This is a genomic window from Blautia sp. SF-50 (genome assembly GCF_900101315.1).
Lineage (GTDB): Bacteria > Bacillota > Clostridia > Lachnospirales > Lachnospiraceae > Blautia_A > Blautia_A fusiformis.
In genome coordinates, this window is record NZ_FMUW01000009.1 from 71,277 (window position 1) to 86,880 (window position 15,604).

15 protein-coding genes are annotated in these 15,604 nt (G+C 42.4%); 1 reads left to right on the forward strand and 14 read right to left on the reverse strand.

Features of this window, described 5'->3' with window-relative positions; all coding sequences use genetic code 11:
• Window positions 1–29: 29 nt before the first annotated feature.
• From recG to BLP57_RS07740, 5 genes are all read right to left on the reverse strand, one after another.
• The gene (gene recG / locus BLP57_RS07720; RefSeq protein ID WP_092070591.1) at window positions 30–2,090 is read right to left on the reverse strand and encodes an ATP-dependent DNA helicase RecG; all 2,061 of its coding nucleotides are present in this window, start codon (window positions 2,088–2,090) and stop codon (window positions 30–32) included.
• A gap of 12 nt (window positions 2,091–2,102) precedes the next feature.
• On the reverse strand, window positions 2,103–3,722 hold the full coding sequence (locus tag BLP57_RS07725) for a DAK2 domain-containing protein (protein WP_442855618.1): 1,620 nt from the start codon (window positions 3,720–3,722) through the stop codon (window positions 2,103–2,105).
• Between the two features lie 59 nt (window positions 3,723–3,781).
• Window positions 3,782–4,141, reverse strand: coding sequence for an Asp23/Gls24 family envelope stress response protein (locus BLP57_RS07730; RefSeq protein WP_015524900.1), 360 nt, complete (start codon window positions 4,139–4,141; stop codon window positions 3,782–3,784).
• An 829-nt stretch (window positions 4,142–4,970) separates the two neighbouring features.
• Window positions 4,971–5,402: a flavodoxin family protein gene (locus tag BLP57_RS07735; RefSeq protein WP_092070597.1), complete on the reverse strand. Its 432-nt coding sequence runs from the start codon at window positions 5,400–5,402 to the stop codon at window positions 4,971–4,973.
• On the reverse strand, window positions 5,399–5,773 hold the full coding sequence (locus BLP57_RS07740) for an MmcQ/YjbR family DNA-binding protein (RefSeq protein ID WP_092070600.1): 375 nt from the start codon (window positions 5,771–5,773) through the stop codon (window positions 5,399–5,401). Before BLP57_RS07740 ends, BLP57_RS07735 begins: the two co-directional genes overlap by 4 nt.
• Before the next feature lie 392 nt (window positions 5,774–6,165).
• On the opposite strand from BLP57_RS07740, the gene rpmB reads away from it, so the two are divergent.
• Window positions 6,166–6,354 carry a 50S ribosomal protein L28 gene (rpmB, locus tag BLP57_RS07745; RefSeq protein WP_015524898.1) on the forward strand — a complete coding sequence of 63 codons (189 nt, stop codon included), beginning with the start codon at window positions 6,166–6,168 and terminating at the stop codon, window positions 6,352–6,354.
• Window positions 6,355–6,648: 294 nt separating this feature from the next.
• On the opposite strand, the gene BLP57_RS07750 is transcribed toward rpmB, so the two are convergent.
• From BLP57_RS07750 to BLP57_RS18225, 9 genes are all read right to left on the reverse strand, one after another.
• Window positions 6,649–7,020 carry a GerW family sporulation protein gene (locus tag BLP57_RS07750; protein WP_015524896.1) on the reverse strand — a complete coding sequence of 124 codons (372 nt, stop codon included), beginning with the start codon at window positions 7,018–7,020 and terminating at the stop codon, window positions 6,649–6,651.
• Entirely contained in the window at window positions 7,004–8,065 is a 1,062-nt protein-coding gene (locus tag BLP57_RS07755; protein WP_092070603.1) for a DUF2953 domain-containing protein, read from the reverse strand. Before BLP57_RS07755 ends, BLP57_RS07750 begins: the two co-directional genes overlap by 17 nt.
• Before the next feature lie 4 nt (window positions 8,066–8,069).
• On the reverse strand, window positions 8,070–8,381 hold the full coding sequence (locus tag BLP57_RS07760; RefSeq protein ID WP_092070606.1) for a hypothetical protein: 312 nt from the start codon (window positions 8,379–8,381) through the stop codon (window positions 8,070–8,072).
• A gap of 64 nt (window positions 8,382–8,445) precedes the next feature.
• Window positions 8,446–8,901, reverse strand: a complete 456-nt coding sequence (locus BLP57_RS07765; RefSeq protein WP_015524893.1) for an NUDIX hydrolase — start codon at window positions 8,899–8,901, stop codon at window positions 8,446–8,448.
• Window positions 8,902–9,001: 100 nt separating this feature from the next.
• A complete protein-coding gene (locus BLP57_RS07770; RefSeq protein ID WP_092070609.1) occupies window positions 9,002–10,495 on the reverse strand; it encodes a peptidoglycan D,D-transpeptidase FtsI family protein in 1,494 nt (497 codons plus the stop codon).
• Window positions 10,398–11,777 carry an FtsW/RodA/SpoVE family cell cycle protein gene (locus BLP57_RS07775; protein WP_092070612.1) on the reverse strand — a complete coding sequence of 460 codons (1,380 nt, stop codon included), beginning with the start codon at window positions 11,775–11,777 and terminating at the stop codon, window positions 10,398–10,400. The genes BLP57_RS07770 and BLP57_RS07775 overlap by 98 nt, the downstream gene beginning before the upstream one ends.
• Window positions 11,778–11,783: 6 nt before the next feature.
• Window positions 11,784–13,943, reverse strand: coding sequence for a peptidase U32 family protein (locus BLP57_RS07780; RefSeq protein WP_092070677.1), 2,160 nt, complete (start codon window positions 13,941–13,943; stop codon window positions 11,784–11,786).
• An 88-nt stretch (window positions 13,944–14,031) separates the two neighbouring features.
• The gene (locus BLP57_RS07785; RefSeq protein ID WP_015524889.1) at window positions 14,032–14,439 is read right to left on the reverse strand and encodes a cell division protein ZapA; all 408 of its coding nucleotides are present in this window, start codon (window positions 14,437–14,439) and stop codon (window positions 14,032–14,034) included.
• Window positions 14,440–14,616: 177 nt separating this feature from the next.
• Entirely contained in the window at window positions 14,617–15,516 is a 900-nt protein-coding gene (locus BLP57_RS18225; RefSeq protein ID WP_092070615.1) for a peptidoglycan recognition protein family protein, read from the reverse strand.
• Window positions 15,517–15,604: the final 88 nt, after the last annotated feature.

Sequence of the window (15,604 nt, forward strand, 5' to 3'; positions counted from 1 at the left end):
GATATCACTTTTCATGACTTAACGCAAGATCAGATACCGAGATTTTCCAGATCTTCACTCATATAATCAAGTAACCGTGCTTTTAAAAGTTCATGCTGCGGCAGACACAGATCGAAATCCAATGCCAGAATTTCTCCTGCTGTTTCACTTGCATCTTTTAATATACCGGCATCATTGTAGATATCACCAATCTTAAATTCCATCAGTCCGCTTTGACGAATTCCAAAAAGATCTCCCGGGCCACGCAGTTTCAAATCTTCTCCGGCAATAAAAAATCCGTCGTTGGATTCATTCAGAATTTTCAGTCGTTTGGAAGTATCTTCTTCATTGTTTCCCTGAATAAAAATACAGTATGACTGATGTCCCCCACGTCCTACGCGTCCACGAAGCTGATGAAGCTGAGCAAGTCCGAAACGTTCTGCATTTTCCACCATCATGACCGTCGCGTTTGGTACATTGACCCCGACTTCTACAACGGTTGTGGATACAAGGACCTGAATTTCTCCTGACGCAAAAGATTCCATAATCTTATTTTTTTCTTTTGGTCTCATCTTTCCATGCAGAATTTCTATACGGATATCTTCCGGCAATGCTTCTCGGAGTTTTTTTGCATAATCCGTTACATTTTCCGCATCCAGTCCTTCACTTTCTTCAACCATAGGGCAGATTACATAGGCCTGCCTTCCTGCGTGGACTTGTTTTTCTATGAAAGAATACGCCTTCGGACGATAGGCTGTTCCTACTACACAGTTTTTGATCGGGAGACGTTTGGCGGGAAGTTCATCGATAATGGAAATATCCAGATCTCCATACAAAATAATTGCCAGCGTTCTTGGAATTGGTGTCGCACTCATAACCAGAACATGAGGAGGATTCCCCCTGGTTGTCAGTGCCTCTCTCTGCCGAACACCAAATCTGTGCTGTTCATCTGTAATCACAAGACCAAGATTCTTATATTCTACTTTTTCCTGAATCAGTGCATGGGTTCCAATAATAATATTAACTTCTCCGTTTGCAATTTTCTGATAAATCTCTCGTTTCTGTTTCGCTGTTGTCGATCCGGTCAGAAGTACCGGTTGACAGGAAGTAATCTTCTGTTCTTCCATCAGATTCAAAAATCCCTCATAATGCTGATTCGCAAGTACTTCCGTAGGCACCATCAAAGCACTTTGAAAACCATTCTCTGCCGAAAGTATCATCGCAAGAAATGCAATCACCGTTTTTCCGCTTCCGACATCTCCCTGTACAAGCCGTGACATCAGCTTATGGCCGCTCAAATCTCTTTCAATCTCATGCCATACATTTTTCTGAGCCTTTGTCAGTTCATAGGGCAAACTTTCTATGATTTCTTCTGTCGTCCATACCGGTTTCATGGGAAAAGTATTCGGAGCCTCTTCTGTTTTTTCTTTCAGAAGCTGCACTGCCAGCACAAAAAGAAGGAACTCATCAAACACCAGTCTTTTTCTTGCAGTAAGCAGTTCCTGCATATTTTTCGGAAAATGTATGGTACGTACCGCAAAATTATCATCGGCCAGCTGATAACGTTCCCGGATCTCCTCTGGCAAATATTCGGTTTTCAAAGACCGTGTGTCAAGAACCTGATGAACCAGCTTTGTGATTGCCTTATTGGAAAGCCCTTTGGTCAGTGCATATACCGGTTGCATACTGTGAACAATCTCTTCATACGCTGCAGGGGTGAAAATTTCCGGATGTTCCATCTGCAGACGACCTTTTTTGCGGATAATCTTTCCGCGTAAAATAAATACACTGCCTTTTTTCAGACTTCCTCGCAAATACGGTGCATTAAACCAGGCAACTGGAAGACGCCCGCTCTGGTCAGCCACGGTTGTAGAAAGTACCTGCAGATTACGTACCTGATTAATATAGAGACTGCCAGTTATTGTTGCACGGATGGAAACTGTTTTTCCTTCCTCTGCCGTCCCAATCTCAACCGGCTCTTCATATACATCGTAAGTTCGCGGATAATAACGGAGAAGCTCCTCCACTGTCGTAATTCCGATCTTCTGGAAAAGCTTCTCTGTTTTATCACCCACGCCTTTTAATTCACGTAAAGGTGTTTTATCATTCATTTTTTCTACTCTTTATTCTACGGAAATCAGGTAATAATAAATTGGCTGGCCACCCTGATTCAACTCAACTTCACACTCTGGATATTTTTCCGCAAGCGCATCGGAAAGTGCCTCTGCATCCTCTTCGGATACATCCTCACCATAGTATACACTGATGATCTCTGCTTCCTCATCAATCATTTCCGCTACCATATCTTCTGCTACCTGAAGGCGTTCCTTACCTACTGCAAGAATACCTGCATCACCGATTCCCATGATATCACCCTCATGGATCTCTTTATCATCAATACGGGTATCACGAACAGCATAGGTAACTTGACCGGTTTTTACTCTGGAAATTGCCTCTGTCATAGAAGCAAGATTTTCCTCACCATTCTTTTCAGGAACAAAACTGATTATTGCGGAAATTCCCTGTGGAATCGTCTTCGTCGGAACTACAATAATTTCCTTGTCTTCTGTCAGATCTCTTGCCTGATTTGCTGCAAGAATGATATTTTTATTATTCGGGAAAATGTAAATCGTTTTTGCGTTTACTTTTTCGATGGCATTGAGCATATCTTCTGTACTTGGATTCATAGTCTGACCACCTTCAATCAGATAATCCACACCAAGTTCACGGAAAATCTGGGAAAGTCCCTCTCCTACGGATACAGAAATAAATCCATTCTCTTTCGGTGGCTCTTTCTCCTTCTCAGCCTGTTCTCTGGCAAGTTTCTCTGCATCTTTGATCAGTTTCTCCTGATGCTCCTCGCGCATATTGTCAATTTTCATACGGGAAAGCTGTCCATATGTGAGTGCACGTTCGAATGCCTGTCCCGGATGGTTGGTGTGTACATGGACTTTCACAATTTCATCGTCTGCTACCAGCACAATGGAATCTCCAATCGAATCCAGGAATTCACGGAAGCGGTTGATTTCTTCCTGTGGAAGCGGTTTCTCAAGAAGAATAATAAATTCTGTACAATATCCAAATTTAATGTCTGCCTCAGCCTGCGGAGAAATCTTGGTTACCTTCGGAGCAGCAGATGCCTCGAACTGGGAATAATCCACCTCTTTCCCATGGTATCCGTCAATGGCTCCACGGAAGACCTCCAGAAGTCCCTGTCCGCCGGAATCCACAACACCTGCTTCTTTCAGAACCGGAAGCATCTCCGGTGTTCTGGCAAGAGTTTCCTCTGCATGCTGAAAGATCCCGTCGAAAAAAGCATCCAGATCTTCTGCAGCATCAGCAAGCTCTGCTGCTCTGTCTGCTGCAGCTCTGGCTACAGTAAGAATGGTTCCCTCTTTTGGTTTCATAACTGCCTTGTATGCAGTTTCAACGCCTCGCTCCATAGCTGCGGCAATGGCAGGTGCATCCAGATCTGTAAGTTTACGCACACCTCTGGTAAATCCACGCAGAAGCTGTGACAGGATAACACCGGAATTACCTCTGGCTCCACGGAGGGAACCGGAAGAAATTGCCTTTGCCAGGGATTCCATATCCGGATCTGTAAGAGCACCTACTTCAGAAGCAGCAGACATGATGGTAAGCGTCATATTGGTTCCCGTATCTCCATCAGGTACAGGAAACACATTCAGTTCATTGATCCACTCTTTCTTCGCTTCCAGATTCTTTGCTCCGGACAGAAACATTCTGGAAAGTATTTTAGCATCTATGGTTTTGTTATTCACCACAAGTTCCTCCTCTAAAACTAATCTATTGCACGCACGCCCTCAACCATAATGTTGATCTTTTCAATCTCCATTCCTGTAAAGGCTTCGACTTTATATTTTACATTGTTGACAAGATTGTCCGCAATAGTACTGATATTCACGCCATATGCTACGATGACATGAAAATTCAGCCGGATCTTATTATCATCCGTGATCTTAACACTGATACCATGTTTCAGGCTGTCAATACGCAAAAGCTTGACCAGGCCATCCTTCATACTGATAGCTGCCATTCCGATGATACCAAAACACTCTACCGCCACACTGCCGGCATAAGTCGCAATGACATCTGTATCAATTACGATCTGACCCAATCCGGAATCTATACGTCCATTCATATGGTTACCTCCATTGTTTCATTCAGATTAAATTATATAAAACTATTATAACCTTTTTTTTATAATTACGCAATGATAGAGTTCAACTTGTTTTATCTTATAGAAAAAATCCTTTATTTTCAATGGTTTCCAGTGCTTTTGTATACGGCAACTCTTCGTCTGATTGCGTCTGTTTTCTTTTATTTGTCACAAAAATTGTCAAAATAAAAAGCCACAATACCGGGTAATTTTCTATATTTCAAATCGTTCTAACCTATGCTATACTAAAAGAGCTGTCGAACCTCCAGCAGAAAGGAGGTGGCCACGATGGAAGAAATTCTCACCTCATTCCTTGTCTCCGTTGTAGCAGGCGTAGTTAGCTACTACATATGCAAACGGCTGGACGGTAGACGATAGGCAGCAACAGCCTAAACGGAATAACTCACCGTAACGAGCAAGAAAGCCCCCAGAGCTGCAACTCTGGGGGCTTTCACTTTGCCACTTGGAATCTCACCACATTCCTTAGCTGTTATTATCATATGCTATTACCGGAAAAAAGTCAACTCAAAACGTCATGGAGCTCTCCATATTTTCTGGCGTTTGTCCTAAAAACGTCACAAAACCATATCTCTGAATCACCCCACATATCCAGAAATGGCTTAAAATCAACACTTTCCAGACTTCACGGTATGAATATATTGCTTTTTTCATAATTACGCAATGATAGAGTTCAACTTGTTTTATCTTATAGAAAATTAAGCTCATCCACTCTAGTGAAGGGAAATCCCTGATTGTGATGGAACATGCCGACCGATACTATGAAACCGGTTTTTCTTTTTCGTTTATTTACTTATAATCCTTTTACAAACTCAACTGCATTTTTTATATCTTCTTCATCTGGATGCCCTTTTGCAATTCCACCAACCAGTTTAAATGGGCCAAATGTGTCATAGCCCTTGCACCCGAATTTTCCTATCACTTTAGAACGCTTTTTATCCAAAATCTGCTCTATGGATTTATAATTGGCACTTCCACCATAAGTACAGATCAGAAATACCTTTTTGTCGTCCGGTAGATTCTTCTCTGCAAATCCCAATATCGACTGATGAAATTTTGAAAAATAGATTCCTGATGCAAACCCAATCATATCATAACTGCTCAGATCTGCATCGGGTTGTTTTACAACATCAATCAAATCAACCTGACACTCTTCTGCTATGCTCTTTACTAATTTTTCTGTATTTCCATGATGTACCGATGCATATATGATTGCTTTTTTCATTTGTTTTCCTTTCTGCCTGCGCCATCAATCAGGTCATAACTCATGTCCAAAAAGTCCAGTATCTTTGCTTTACTGACCGAACCATCCAGTAAAATCGTGATCCAGTGCTGCTTGTTCATATGGTATCCAGGTAAAAATCCATGCGTCTGAATAATCAAATTCGTCATGTCCGGATCACACTTTACATCCATGATATCAACCGACTCTTTTCCTTCTAATCCCAGTTTCGATTTTTCGACAGTCATGATCACTGCATACCATTTTCCGTTTTTATGTCGAAGTACTGCACTGTCTGGCGATTTACTCCATAAATATTCCGGAATTGTGCCATACTGTTTCTGCACATATTCGAAAATTTCTTCTTTCTTCACAATCCATTCAACTCCTGACGTTTCTGATATTCTACCTATAATCATACCACATTTTCGGATTCCGAACTACCTGCCAAATTCTTTCGCATTTTCCCGGTTTTTCTATCCTCATATGCCAGTTCAGCAAGAATATGTTCTATTCAGATTCAGGAAAGAGACCAGGCCAAAGAAAAATCGATAAATTAATTCGCACTAGGTAATTTTCTATGTTTCAAATTGATCTAAACCATACACACAACGCTTAATTCCAACATGATCCGCCCTGTTCCCGGAGGTATGGAATACTTTCCTTAAAACTCTTTGCAGAATTTTTGATAAATTTCCTTTTTTTGCTTGCAAAAGAGCAATTCATCTGTTAAAATGGTGACTGTTGATAAAAGGAGGTGCTATTCATGGCTAAATGTGCAATCTGCGATAAAGGAGCTCATTTCGGAAACAATGTGAGTCATTCCCATAGAAGATCCAACAAAATGTGGAAATCTAACGTTAAATCCGTCAGAGTAAAAACAACTGCCGGCGGAGCAAAGAAAATGTATGTATGTACTTCTTGTTTAAGATCCGGAAAAGTTGAAAGAGCGTAAGTAATATCGTATGCCCCCGTAGAATGCGGGGGCTGTTTTTTTATCTTCAAGACAGATAAATTACAAGCGGGAAGCATGCCAGGTGCACACTTCCCGCTTATCTGCAAAACATATGATATCCGCACAGCAGACATATGACTGCCATTGCGATCACAATAAAATTCTCTGTAATAAGGATACCAAGAACCATGCCCACACCAATAAAAAACAGCATAAAACCAGTTAGCTTTCCCACTCCTGTCTGCTCATTTCCTGTTTTTTATTACAGTATATGCATGAAATCTAAATGGAATACTACTCTTCTTTCCCGTCTGTATCCTCAGCATTGCCTGCACCTGGCGCAAAACGGTTCACAAAATCCGGCACCATATCCAGAACCTTGGTAAGGCCATCCTGATTTTTTACGTTTACAAGTTTGGTGCTTCCATTCTGGATCACAAGCACTGCACAGGGAGACATCTTTCCGGCAAGACCTCCGCCGCCATTGTTCTTCTTGTCCCCTTCAAAAGCTCCGGCTCCCACGCCGAAGGATACATCGACCAGAGGAAGGATAATGGTATCACCTACATGAATGGCATCGCCAACCACTGTTTTGGCCGATACAAAGCCATCCATTCCTTTAAATAATGAATTCACGGTATCTTTGAAATTATTCTCTTTCTCCATGTTTTACCTCCTTATGTCTCCATCGGTGGATGACGTATTTTATATTTTTATTGAAATAAAGCTCTGCTGCTGTTTTGAGAACTACAATTCCATAAATCCTTCCCTTTAACAGGATCTCTCCCTCAAGAACATTTTCATCATCAAAAAGGGGCGCTACTTCGATCTTGTTTTTATGAAAAGGAATCGTCATTCCTAATACAGCCAATACCATACCTGTAACTGCCGGATCTTCATTGCCAAATGTGATTTTTCCGGTGATCCTTGTCGGAAGCACATGATAAATCAGTTTTTTTGCATTTTTCCACAGAAAGGAAAGAGCCTCTTTGGTTCGGGGATGGTCTAAAAATTCTTTCCACCAGTTTATCTTATCACAGAAATTCCGGATTGTTAATGCAAGACTTTGCATTTTTTTCAGAATCCTTTTGGGGATTCCAAGAAAATTCTGTACGATTCGGATCAGCTTTCCAACTGCCGTTTTTATTTTTCCCACTATATTCGAAATTAAATCTGCAATCTTTGTCCGAAGCTTCTTTTCATCTTCCGATATTTCTTCGGAAATCGATATCGGCTCCATTATTACATTTTCCGAAATTTCATTTATATCTTCAACAGTATCTTTCTGAGGCTCAGACATTTGCAGCTCTGCGGTATCGTTCTGATTTTCGTTTTTTGATGTCTTTTCATGGCTTCTGGAAGCCTCTGCCTGTTTTTTGGCATTTTGATTTCCGGAGTTGGAAAGAGATCTAGGTTCCTTTTTTTTACGAAACAGATTTTTAAATTTTTCCAACGGAATCCCTAAAAAACATATTTTTGTTTTCAGAACGCCCTGCTCCCAGAATACCTGTGCAGATATTATATGAAGCAGCCAGCTCACTTCACCGGTAGCATGTATTTCGCGAAGACTATCCGTACGGTCTTTTTTTAATTTCCCTCTGTATCTGATCGGACAGAATAAAAGAAGCAGCAGGATCAGAAAGATCAGCCCGATCAGGATCCCCAGAAGGATCAATATCCATTTTATTATCAGCCATAATATATGCAGCATTGGTTCACCTGTTTTTCAGATATTCTTTTATTTTAAAATTTCCAGTTTTGGTATAAACCTGTTCGATCATATCCTGTACCATCTGTATAGCACCAGATTTTCCTCTGGCCATTCCAACGATCAAAGGACAGGTGGCTCTGGCGCTTCGCTGTACAAGCATGCCTGCAGGAAGAATTTCCAAAATATTTCCGGGATTATCAGACAAAGTAACAACGTAGATATCCGGCACGAATTTACCAGCAGTGATCCTGGTTCTTATTCTAGTAGGATTTTTTACATCATTTCCTATGTAATAGTTTTTCATCCATTTCAGCAATCTGCCATCACCTCCGTCTATAATGCCAAACAGGGCTGCGTAAGTACACAGCCCTGTCCTGTTGTTAAAAATACTTCTGCTGTTTCGCCCAGACGCCCTCACTTCGCATTTCCAGATACTCCTGATAGGCCTGTTCCACGATATGCTTCTCGTTGGAAAAACGGAGAAGATGATAGATCTCATGAAACTTATAGTATCCGGAATCTACAAAATATTCCTCTCGCTGGGGTTTGCTATGATAATTATCAGCTATCATGAGATACCAGTGTACCTCTTTCATTACCACATCCTCCGGAACGGTGAAATTATACTGGCTCTTACCGATATATTTCACGATAGAGGCCCGAACACCTGCTTCTTCCATTACTTCACGTAAAGCAGTCTGTTCAAAAGTCTCTCCTTTTTCTACAGTTCCTTTGGGAAGCACCCATCCTTCATAACGGTTCCTGTAGGATTTATACAATGCCAGGATCTTACCCCGATGAATTACCACACCGCCACAGCTTGTTGCTTCTATCATATTGCAATCCTCCTGTAATGCGTGTGTCTTTTGCACTGGCTATAGTATACCTCTTTTTCACCTTATAGGCAAGGGGCAAGAAGCAGATACTGTTCTCAATTTAATCGAAATAATATGCATCAAAAACATCGGCCGCAATGGGAACTGCCGCTTCGCTTCCGGTTCCGCCGTTTTCCACGATCACTGCAATGGCGATATCCGGATCATCTACATTAGAATAACCCACAAACCAGGAATGACTGGAACCATTTTCATCAAACTCCGCAGAACCGGTCTTTCCGGCAACAGTATATCCTCGTCCGTTCAATGCGGAAGCCGTACCGTTTTCAACTACATTTTTCATTAGTTTTCCAAGGATATTGGCTTCATTTCTTGTCATCAGACGTTTGTATTCTGTTTTTTCTGTTTCCCTGACCGTATCACCGGAATTATTCACGATCTTATCGATCATGGTTGGCTTCATCAGTATACCATCATTGGCGATGGCACTTGTGATCAATGCCATATGCATCGGAGAAACAAGAGTGTTACCCTGGCCGATCGAGGTCTGCATCACAAGTGCATTCGGAGAATCTTTATCAAGGGTAAAGCGACTGGTTTTATAGGAATTCAGCGGAAGCGCCCTATTAAAGAGCAGATCCTCTGCAGTACTTTTCAGAGTATCTCCTCCCAGACCAAGGCCCATATCTGCAAATGCACAATTACAGGAATGTGCAAATGCGGAATAAAAATCCTCCTGTCCATGTACTGCACCATTGTAACACTGGATCGTGTGGTCATCCACTGTGATACTTCCCTGACACAGATAGGAATATCCCTCCAGTGATCCCTTTTGTCTGAAATAATCCAGTGCCGTGACGATCTTAAATGTTGATCCCGGAGGATAAGCTCCATTGGTTGCACGGTTTAAAAGGCTACTGTTACTTTCATCATTAACAAGGGTATCCCAGTTCTGTGCGATCGTGTTCGGATCAAAATCCGGTTTGCTCACCATAGCCAGGATACGTCCGGTGGATGGTTCCAGTACAACTACCGCTCCTCTCCGGTCTCCCAGAGAATTGTATGCCGTTGTCTGAAGATCTGCATTCAGACTGGAGATCACGGTATCACCCTGATTCTTTTTTCCCAGGAATTCATTTTTCATCTGTTCCAGAAAAAATGAATGTGAGGTGAGAAGCTGGAAATTTGCTTCCGATTCCAAACCACTCTTACCATTGGTATCATATCCTACTGCATGTGCAAAAATATTGGAAAACGGATACGTTCTCTCTTCTGTTCCATCTTCATACACATTGGTCTGTGCCAGAACCTCACCATCCGAAGACTGGATACTTCCACGTACTACCCGGTCCGAAAATGTATCCTGACGGGTGTTGTACGGGCTGTTGATAAAATCTTCGCTTTTTATGGCGTCAAAATAGACCAGATATCCGATCAGACTGACAAAGATCAATATAAAGAAGGCCGATACAAAAGTTAAAGGCCGGTTCTTTTTTCTACGGAGTCTGGCGATTTCTCTTTCTCTCAGGCGTTGCTCTCTTTCCTCTTCTTTCAATCGTTTCTTTTCGCTGCGTTTCAATTTGTTCGTCCTCATCTTCCCTCAGAATATACAGTCCCTGAATGATCGCAAGCATCAGGATGGTACACATGACAGAACTGCCTCCGTAACTCACCAGCGGAAGTGTAACTCCTGTCATTGGAATAAACTTGGTTGCACCGCCAATGGTCAGAAATACCTGAAAAGCATATTCAGTTCCGAGCCCCAGTGCGATCAGTTTATAAAACGGATTCCTGATCTTTAGTGCAATAGTAACGATCATCAGAAAAAAGCTTGTGCATACAAGAATCAGGCAGATGGCAAAAATGCCACCCAGTTCCTCGCAAATAGCACTGAAGATAAAATCATTTTTTACGACCGGAATCTTCTCCGGAGAGCCCTGACAAAGTCCCATTCCAAACCAGCCTCCGGTTCCGATCGCAAACAGAGACTGCACGATCTGATAACCTTCATTTTGATAGACAGCCATCGGATCCTTCCAGGCACTGACTCGCTGACGGACATGTCCAAAAAGATGATATGCGATCACCGAACCAAAGCATCCTCCGCCAAGTCCCAGAAATAAATAGCTCGGATTTCTGGTTGCCACATAGATCAGTACAAGGTAGGTGACAAAAAAGATTACTGCACTACCCAGATCCCTGGAAAGAACCAGGATCCCTACATGGATCACTGCAACGATCGTAGCCAGTACTACTTTGCGAAAATCCACCTTGGTACACAGAAGTGATGCCATAAAAAATACGAAGGTTATCTTGATCACCTCGGAAGGCTGGATTCCCATAAGAGAAAGCTTTGCACCGTAGCTTGTGCTTGCCAGAACAAGAACTGCCGCCAGAAGTACAATACCAATTCCGGCATAAGCCCATGTAAGATCCTTTAAAAATTTCATTTTTCGTATCATTACCGGTATCACCAGTGATACTGCACTACCTACGGCCACGATCAGAAGCTGCTTAGTTGCAGACGGAAGTGAAAGCCGGCAGAGCATGATAAATCCTACGCTCAGGAGCATACACATATTATTTAAAAGAAGCAGCGATGCATTCTGATAAATAATTCGATAAAGGATCTGGATCGCTGCAAAAAAGATCATCATTTCGATATAGAACAGGATGACCCTGAAATCCATGCTTTTTAAATAGATCACAAGAAATGCTGTAAAATCAATAAAAAAGATCATGGTCAGCTGCTGATGGAGCAGTTCTCTCTTTTCTTCCTCATCCTGCCGCCACACCATATAAAAACAATGAAAGGTATAGACGATCATCAATGTGAGGATCACATACTTAGATAATTCTGTAATTACATTAATCATACACTTTTACTCGGCTCCTCTTTTAAAATGGCCTTTTGTATACCTGCGTCCGGAAGGTTTTCCGTTTTCCTGATAAACCGTCAGGAATTCTTTCAGGATCGCTTTTGCTTTCTCTGGCTCTTCGATCGTAAATGCCAGCCGCAAAGAGTGAAGGTTCAGTTTTTTTACCTGATCTTTTTCACCCGGAAGTCCGTAAGGAATGCTGTTATAAATGATATTATAACAGTATTTTGCTTTTTCGGAGATGTTTTTTCCCCATGGATCACAACTGCATTTTACCGGAAATTCACTGTTATAGCGGTCTTTCAGATAAGCCGTCTCATATTTTCCTGTACATCCGAAAAGATTCTTCCTTACACACTGCGCGGAAAGCATCAGTGGGATATAACCATATAAAAGCAGCTCCGAAGAAGTATTATCTCTGTGTTTCAGTTCACCCTCATTCAACTCAAGGGGGACTGTATTTCGAAGAACTCCCTCTTCCCGCCAGAAATCAACGCTCTGATCATTCCAGGTATACATGGATGCATCCAGGATACATTTTTCGCCATATCCCATTTTTTTCAGTATGGCGTAAGATTCCAGATTTCTTACCAGAAAACCCTTCATACCCTGCTCCAACCATTTTTGAGCTGATCGAAGCCACTTTTCGGGGATTTCTCCGCGATGGATATGTGGAGTAGAAAGATATAATTCACTGCTTGCAGCAAGTTCCGGTGAAAAATATTTTTCCATAGTATCAAAAGGAAAATAAAAACCTGTAATCCCCGGTTCGTTCAAAAGTACTTCCGCAGTATCCGAACGTTCACAGGATACATACACAGGCAGGCTGTCTGTTACCCTTCTGTGACAGGCAGCCTGATCCTTAGATTTCGTCGGCTGCTTCGTAACCTGTGCTCTCTTCTGACATCCGATCAGTGCTTCCCGCAGCTGACTCAGAGCATCTCTTCGTACTTCATTGAGAACTTTAACCGGAACAAAAATCCTTCCATTTATTTCAATGTTCAGATCCTCCCACTGAAAATCTGTATTTCCCAGTTTCTCCATCTGCTGACGGATCCTCTGTTCTTCCATTGGCTGATTTTTAGCAAACTGTACCTCACCGCCCATAGCAGTTACTGTCTGGCCCTTGCAGGTTATTTCCAGTATAACAGGACTTTCAGGAGAAAGTATTAAATTCCCATGAATTTTTTCTTTTATTTTTCTGATCTCCGGCTGGATATTACCGGATTTTTTTTCATTGGCAAAAGCCATCATTTCCGGTCCGCGATACATATCATAGTATCCTTTGCAGGATCCTCCACGACTGAAAAGCTCAAGAAGATACTTCCGGTCTTTTTCCTGAACGTGATATTCTTTTCCACTTAAATACATATCCAGATATTTTCGATATACTGCCGTGACGCCCGCTGTGTACGCCGGCTGTTTCATACGCCCTTCGATCTTCAGAGACATAACACCCGCCTCCAGGATATCCGGAAGAATATCCAAAGTGCAGATATCTTTCAGGCTTAATGCACAAAAATCCTTGTCTCCTTTATATTTTCTGTGATCCATGGTTACACTGTAAGGAAGCCTGCATGGCTGCGCACAGCGGCCACGGTTTCCGCTTCTTCCACCGAAAATACTGCTCATCAGACACTGGCCGGAATAGCTGTAACAGAGAGCTCCATGGATAAAAGTCTCTATTTCCAGAGGACTTGCCTTATGCATGGCAGATATCTCTTCCAGGGAAAGCTCTCTGGCCGGAACCACACGAGTTGCTCCCTTTTCCTCCAGAAACCGCATTCCCTCCGGTCCGGTTACTGTCATCTGTGTGCTTGCGTGAATATCCAGATCCGGGAAATTCCGGCGTATAAAAGAAAATACTCCCAGATCCTGTACGATCACCGCATCCAGACCTGCCTCATAATATGGAAGCAGATATTCAAACAGCTGATCATCCAGTTCACGGTTCTTCAAAAGTGTATTCACAGTAAGATATAATTTACGGTTATGGATATGTGCGGTCTCAATGGCAGTGATCAGCTCTTCCTGGGTGAAGTTCTGCGCATAAGCTCTTGCTCCAAAAGCCGGTCCTCCTACATATACCGCATCAGCCCCGGCACCAATAGCTGCCTCAAAGCTTTCATAAGAACCTGCCGGCGAGAGCAGTTCTGTTATCATATTTTTCAAAGTATTCCCTCATCTCCCATCTGTTAATCAATCCGATGACCATAAAACAAAAGAGGATTACCGAAGCAATCCCCCATCCTTATTTAAGCAGTTCATCAAGTTCTTTCTCCAGTTCCTTCACCTTACCGTCCAGAAGATTCTTCTGTTCCTGAGCTTCCTGTTCTGCCTTCTTCGCCTCTTCAATCTGCATTTTCAAAGAAATCAGTTCATGTTTCAGATCATACATCTCCTGGTCTTTCTGCTGCAGATCCTGTTCAAAAATCTCCGCCTGCTTCTTTGCCTTAAAATAATCATCTGTAATATTCAGACTGAGCAGTGTATGTTTGGTCTCCATGGCCTGTCTGGAGTATCCCGGCATCTGACTCAGCTCACTGATCTTATTATTCATATAGGCTGCAACCTTCTGAAAATATTCCTCGGACTCATACCCGCCCAGAGTAATGATCTTTCCATCGATAACAACCTGTGCTGTATTCTTTACCGCCATTCGTAAAGCCTCCTGAATTTATCTGTTACTGGTAATTTCCTCAATAACATTCCTCTGCATTGCCGGTCTTACAACCCACAATTTCTTTTATTATAACTGATTCCCGCAAAAATGTATAGAAGTTTTTCTATTATTTTGTCGATTACAATATTTTCCTTAAAGATGCAAATGTTTTTCTCAATTATGAGTGTTGGCTTTCATGTGTTCGATCACCCTTTTCCAGGAATCAATACCGCAGGTTCCACTTACCTTTACGCCTGTGTTTTTCTGGAAAACTTTCAGAGATGCTTCTGTATCGTCTCCGAAATGGCCATCCACAGTAACACCAAGTACAGACTGCAGCACAGAAACTGCAACGCCGGAATTCCCTTTCCGGATGATCGGAAGCTGGGTCTCAAATTTTCCTGTCAGAACTACTGCCTTTTCTGAAGTCTGTACAGGATACACTGCTTTTCCGTTCCAATCATAGATGGTGTAGCCCTGTTTCCACTCTTTCTTTGCATTCTCAAGGCTCTTGTATGCTCCAATCTGGCTCTTGCTGTCAGCCCAGGACTTTCTTGTGCGATAATACTTATCTACCGTTGGCGTGGTGGTCTCAGCTCCGATCAGCTGCTTGAACCGGTTCCAGTCACCTTTTGCACGGATTGCTGACGGGCAGTTCTTTGCACATACATCATAATGCTGCACAACTCTGTCTGCCGGGATTCCCAGCTGTTTCATAAGCTGTTTGCACACCTGGACTGTATTCTGGAAAGCTTTCTCGTAGTTATAGCCCGCCTGAACGCACATCTCGATTCCTACTGAATTTCTGTTGTTGACAGTACCGAACAGCCGACCGCCGTAGTTGACGCCCACGTGCCATGCTCCACGGTTGTACGGAAGCGCCTGATACGCCTCTGTGTCGTCCACATATACATGTGCGGAATATCCCTTAAAGTTGCCATCATGCTGTGCTTTTGCATGCGCTTTCGCATTTGCACCTTTCGCATAGTTATCTGTATTGTGAATTACGATATACGCTGGTGTCTGTCCTGCATAGCTGTTGTTGTTACTGATAAGGCTTGTGTTGATATTCATGGTATTACTCTCCTTTTCTGTTTTTGATACCTTAATAGATAATATGTCATTCAGGATGTTGATGATCTTCTGGCCGTAATTTCTGCAG

Excerpts from the sequence above, each read along its gene's own strand:
- rpmB (WP_015524898.1), top strand. The coding sequence starts at position 6,166 with ATGGCTAAATGTGCAATCTGCGATAAAGGAGCTCATTTCGGAAACAAT.
- BLP57_RS07725 (WP_442855618.1), bottom strand. The coding sequence starts at position 3,722 with ATGTTTCTGTCCGGAGCAAAGAATCTGGAAGCGAAGAAAGAGTGGATC.
- BLP57_RS07770 (WP_092070609.1), bottom strand. The coding sequence starts at position 10,495 with ATGAGGACGAACAAATTGAAACGCAGCGAAAAGAAACGATTGAAAGAA.
- BLP57_RS07780 (WP_092070677.1), bottom strand. The coding sequence starts at position 13,943 with ATGATAACAGAACTGCTCTCGCCGGCAGGTTCTTATGAAAGCTTTGAG.
- BLP57_RS07755 (WP_092070603.1), bottom strand. The coding sequence starts at position 8,065 with ATGCTGCATATATTATGGCTGATAATAAAATGGATATTGATCCTTCTG.
- BLP57_RS07775 (WP_092070612.1), bottom strand. The coding sequence starts at position 11,777 with ATGATTAATGTAATTACAGAATTATCTAAGTATGTGATCCTCACATTG.
- recG (WP_092070591.1), bottom strand. The coding sequence starts at position 2,090 with ATGAATGATAAAACACCTTTACGTGAATTAAAAGGCGTGGGTGATAAA.
- BLP57_RS18225 (WP_092070615.1), bottom strand. The coding sequence starts at position 15,516 with ATGAATATCAACACAAGCCTTATCAGTAACAACAACAGCTATGCAGGA.
- BLP57_RS07735 (WP_092070597.1), bottom strand. The coding sequence starts at position 5,402 with ATGAAAAAAGCAATCATATATGCATCGGTACATCATGGAAATACAGAA.
- BLP57_RS07750 (WP_015524896.1), bottom strand. The coding sequence starts at position 7,020 with ATGGAGAAAGAGAATAATTTCAAAGATACCGTGAATTCATTATTTAAA.
- BLP57_RS07765 (WP_015524893.1), bottom strand. The coding sequence starts at position 8,901 with ATGATAGAAGCAACAAGCTGTGGCGGTGTGGTAATTCATCGGGGTAAG.
- BLP57_RS07730 (WP_015524900.1), bottom strand. The coding sequence starts at position 4,141 with ATGAATGGACGTATAGATTCCGGATTGGGTCAGATCGTAATTGATACA.
- BLP57_RS07785 (WP_015524889.1), bottom strand. The coding sequence starts at position 14,439 with ATGGCGGTAAAGAATACAGCACAGGTTGTTATCGATGGAAAGATCATT.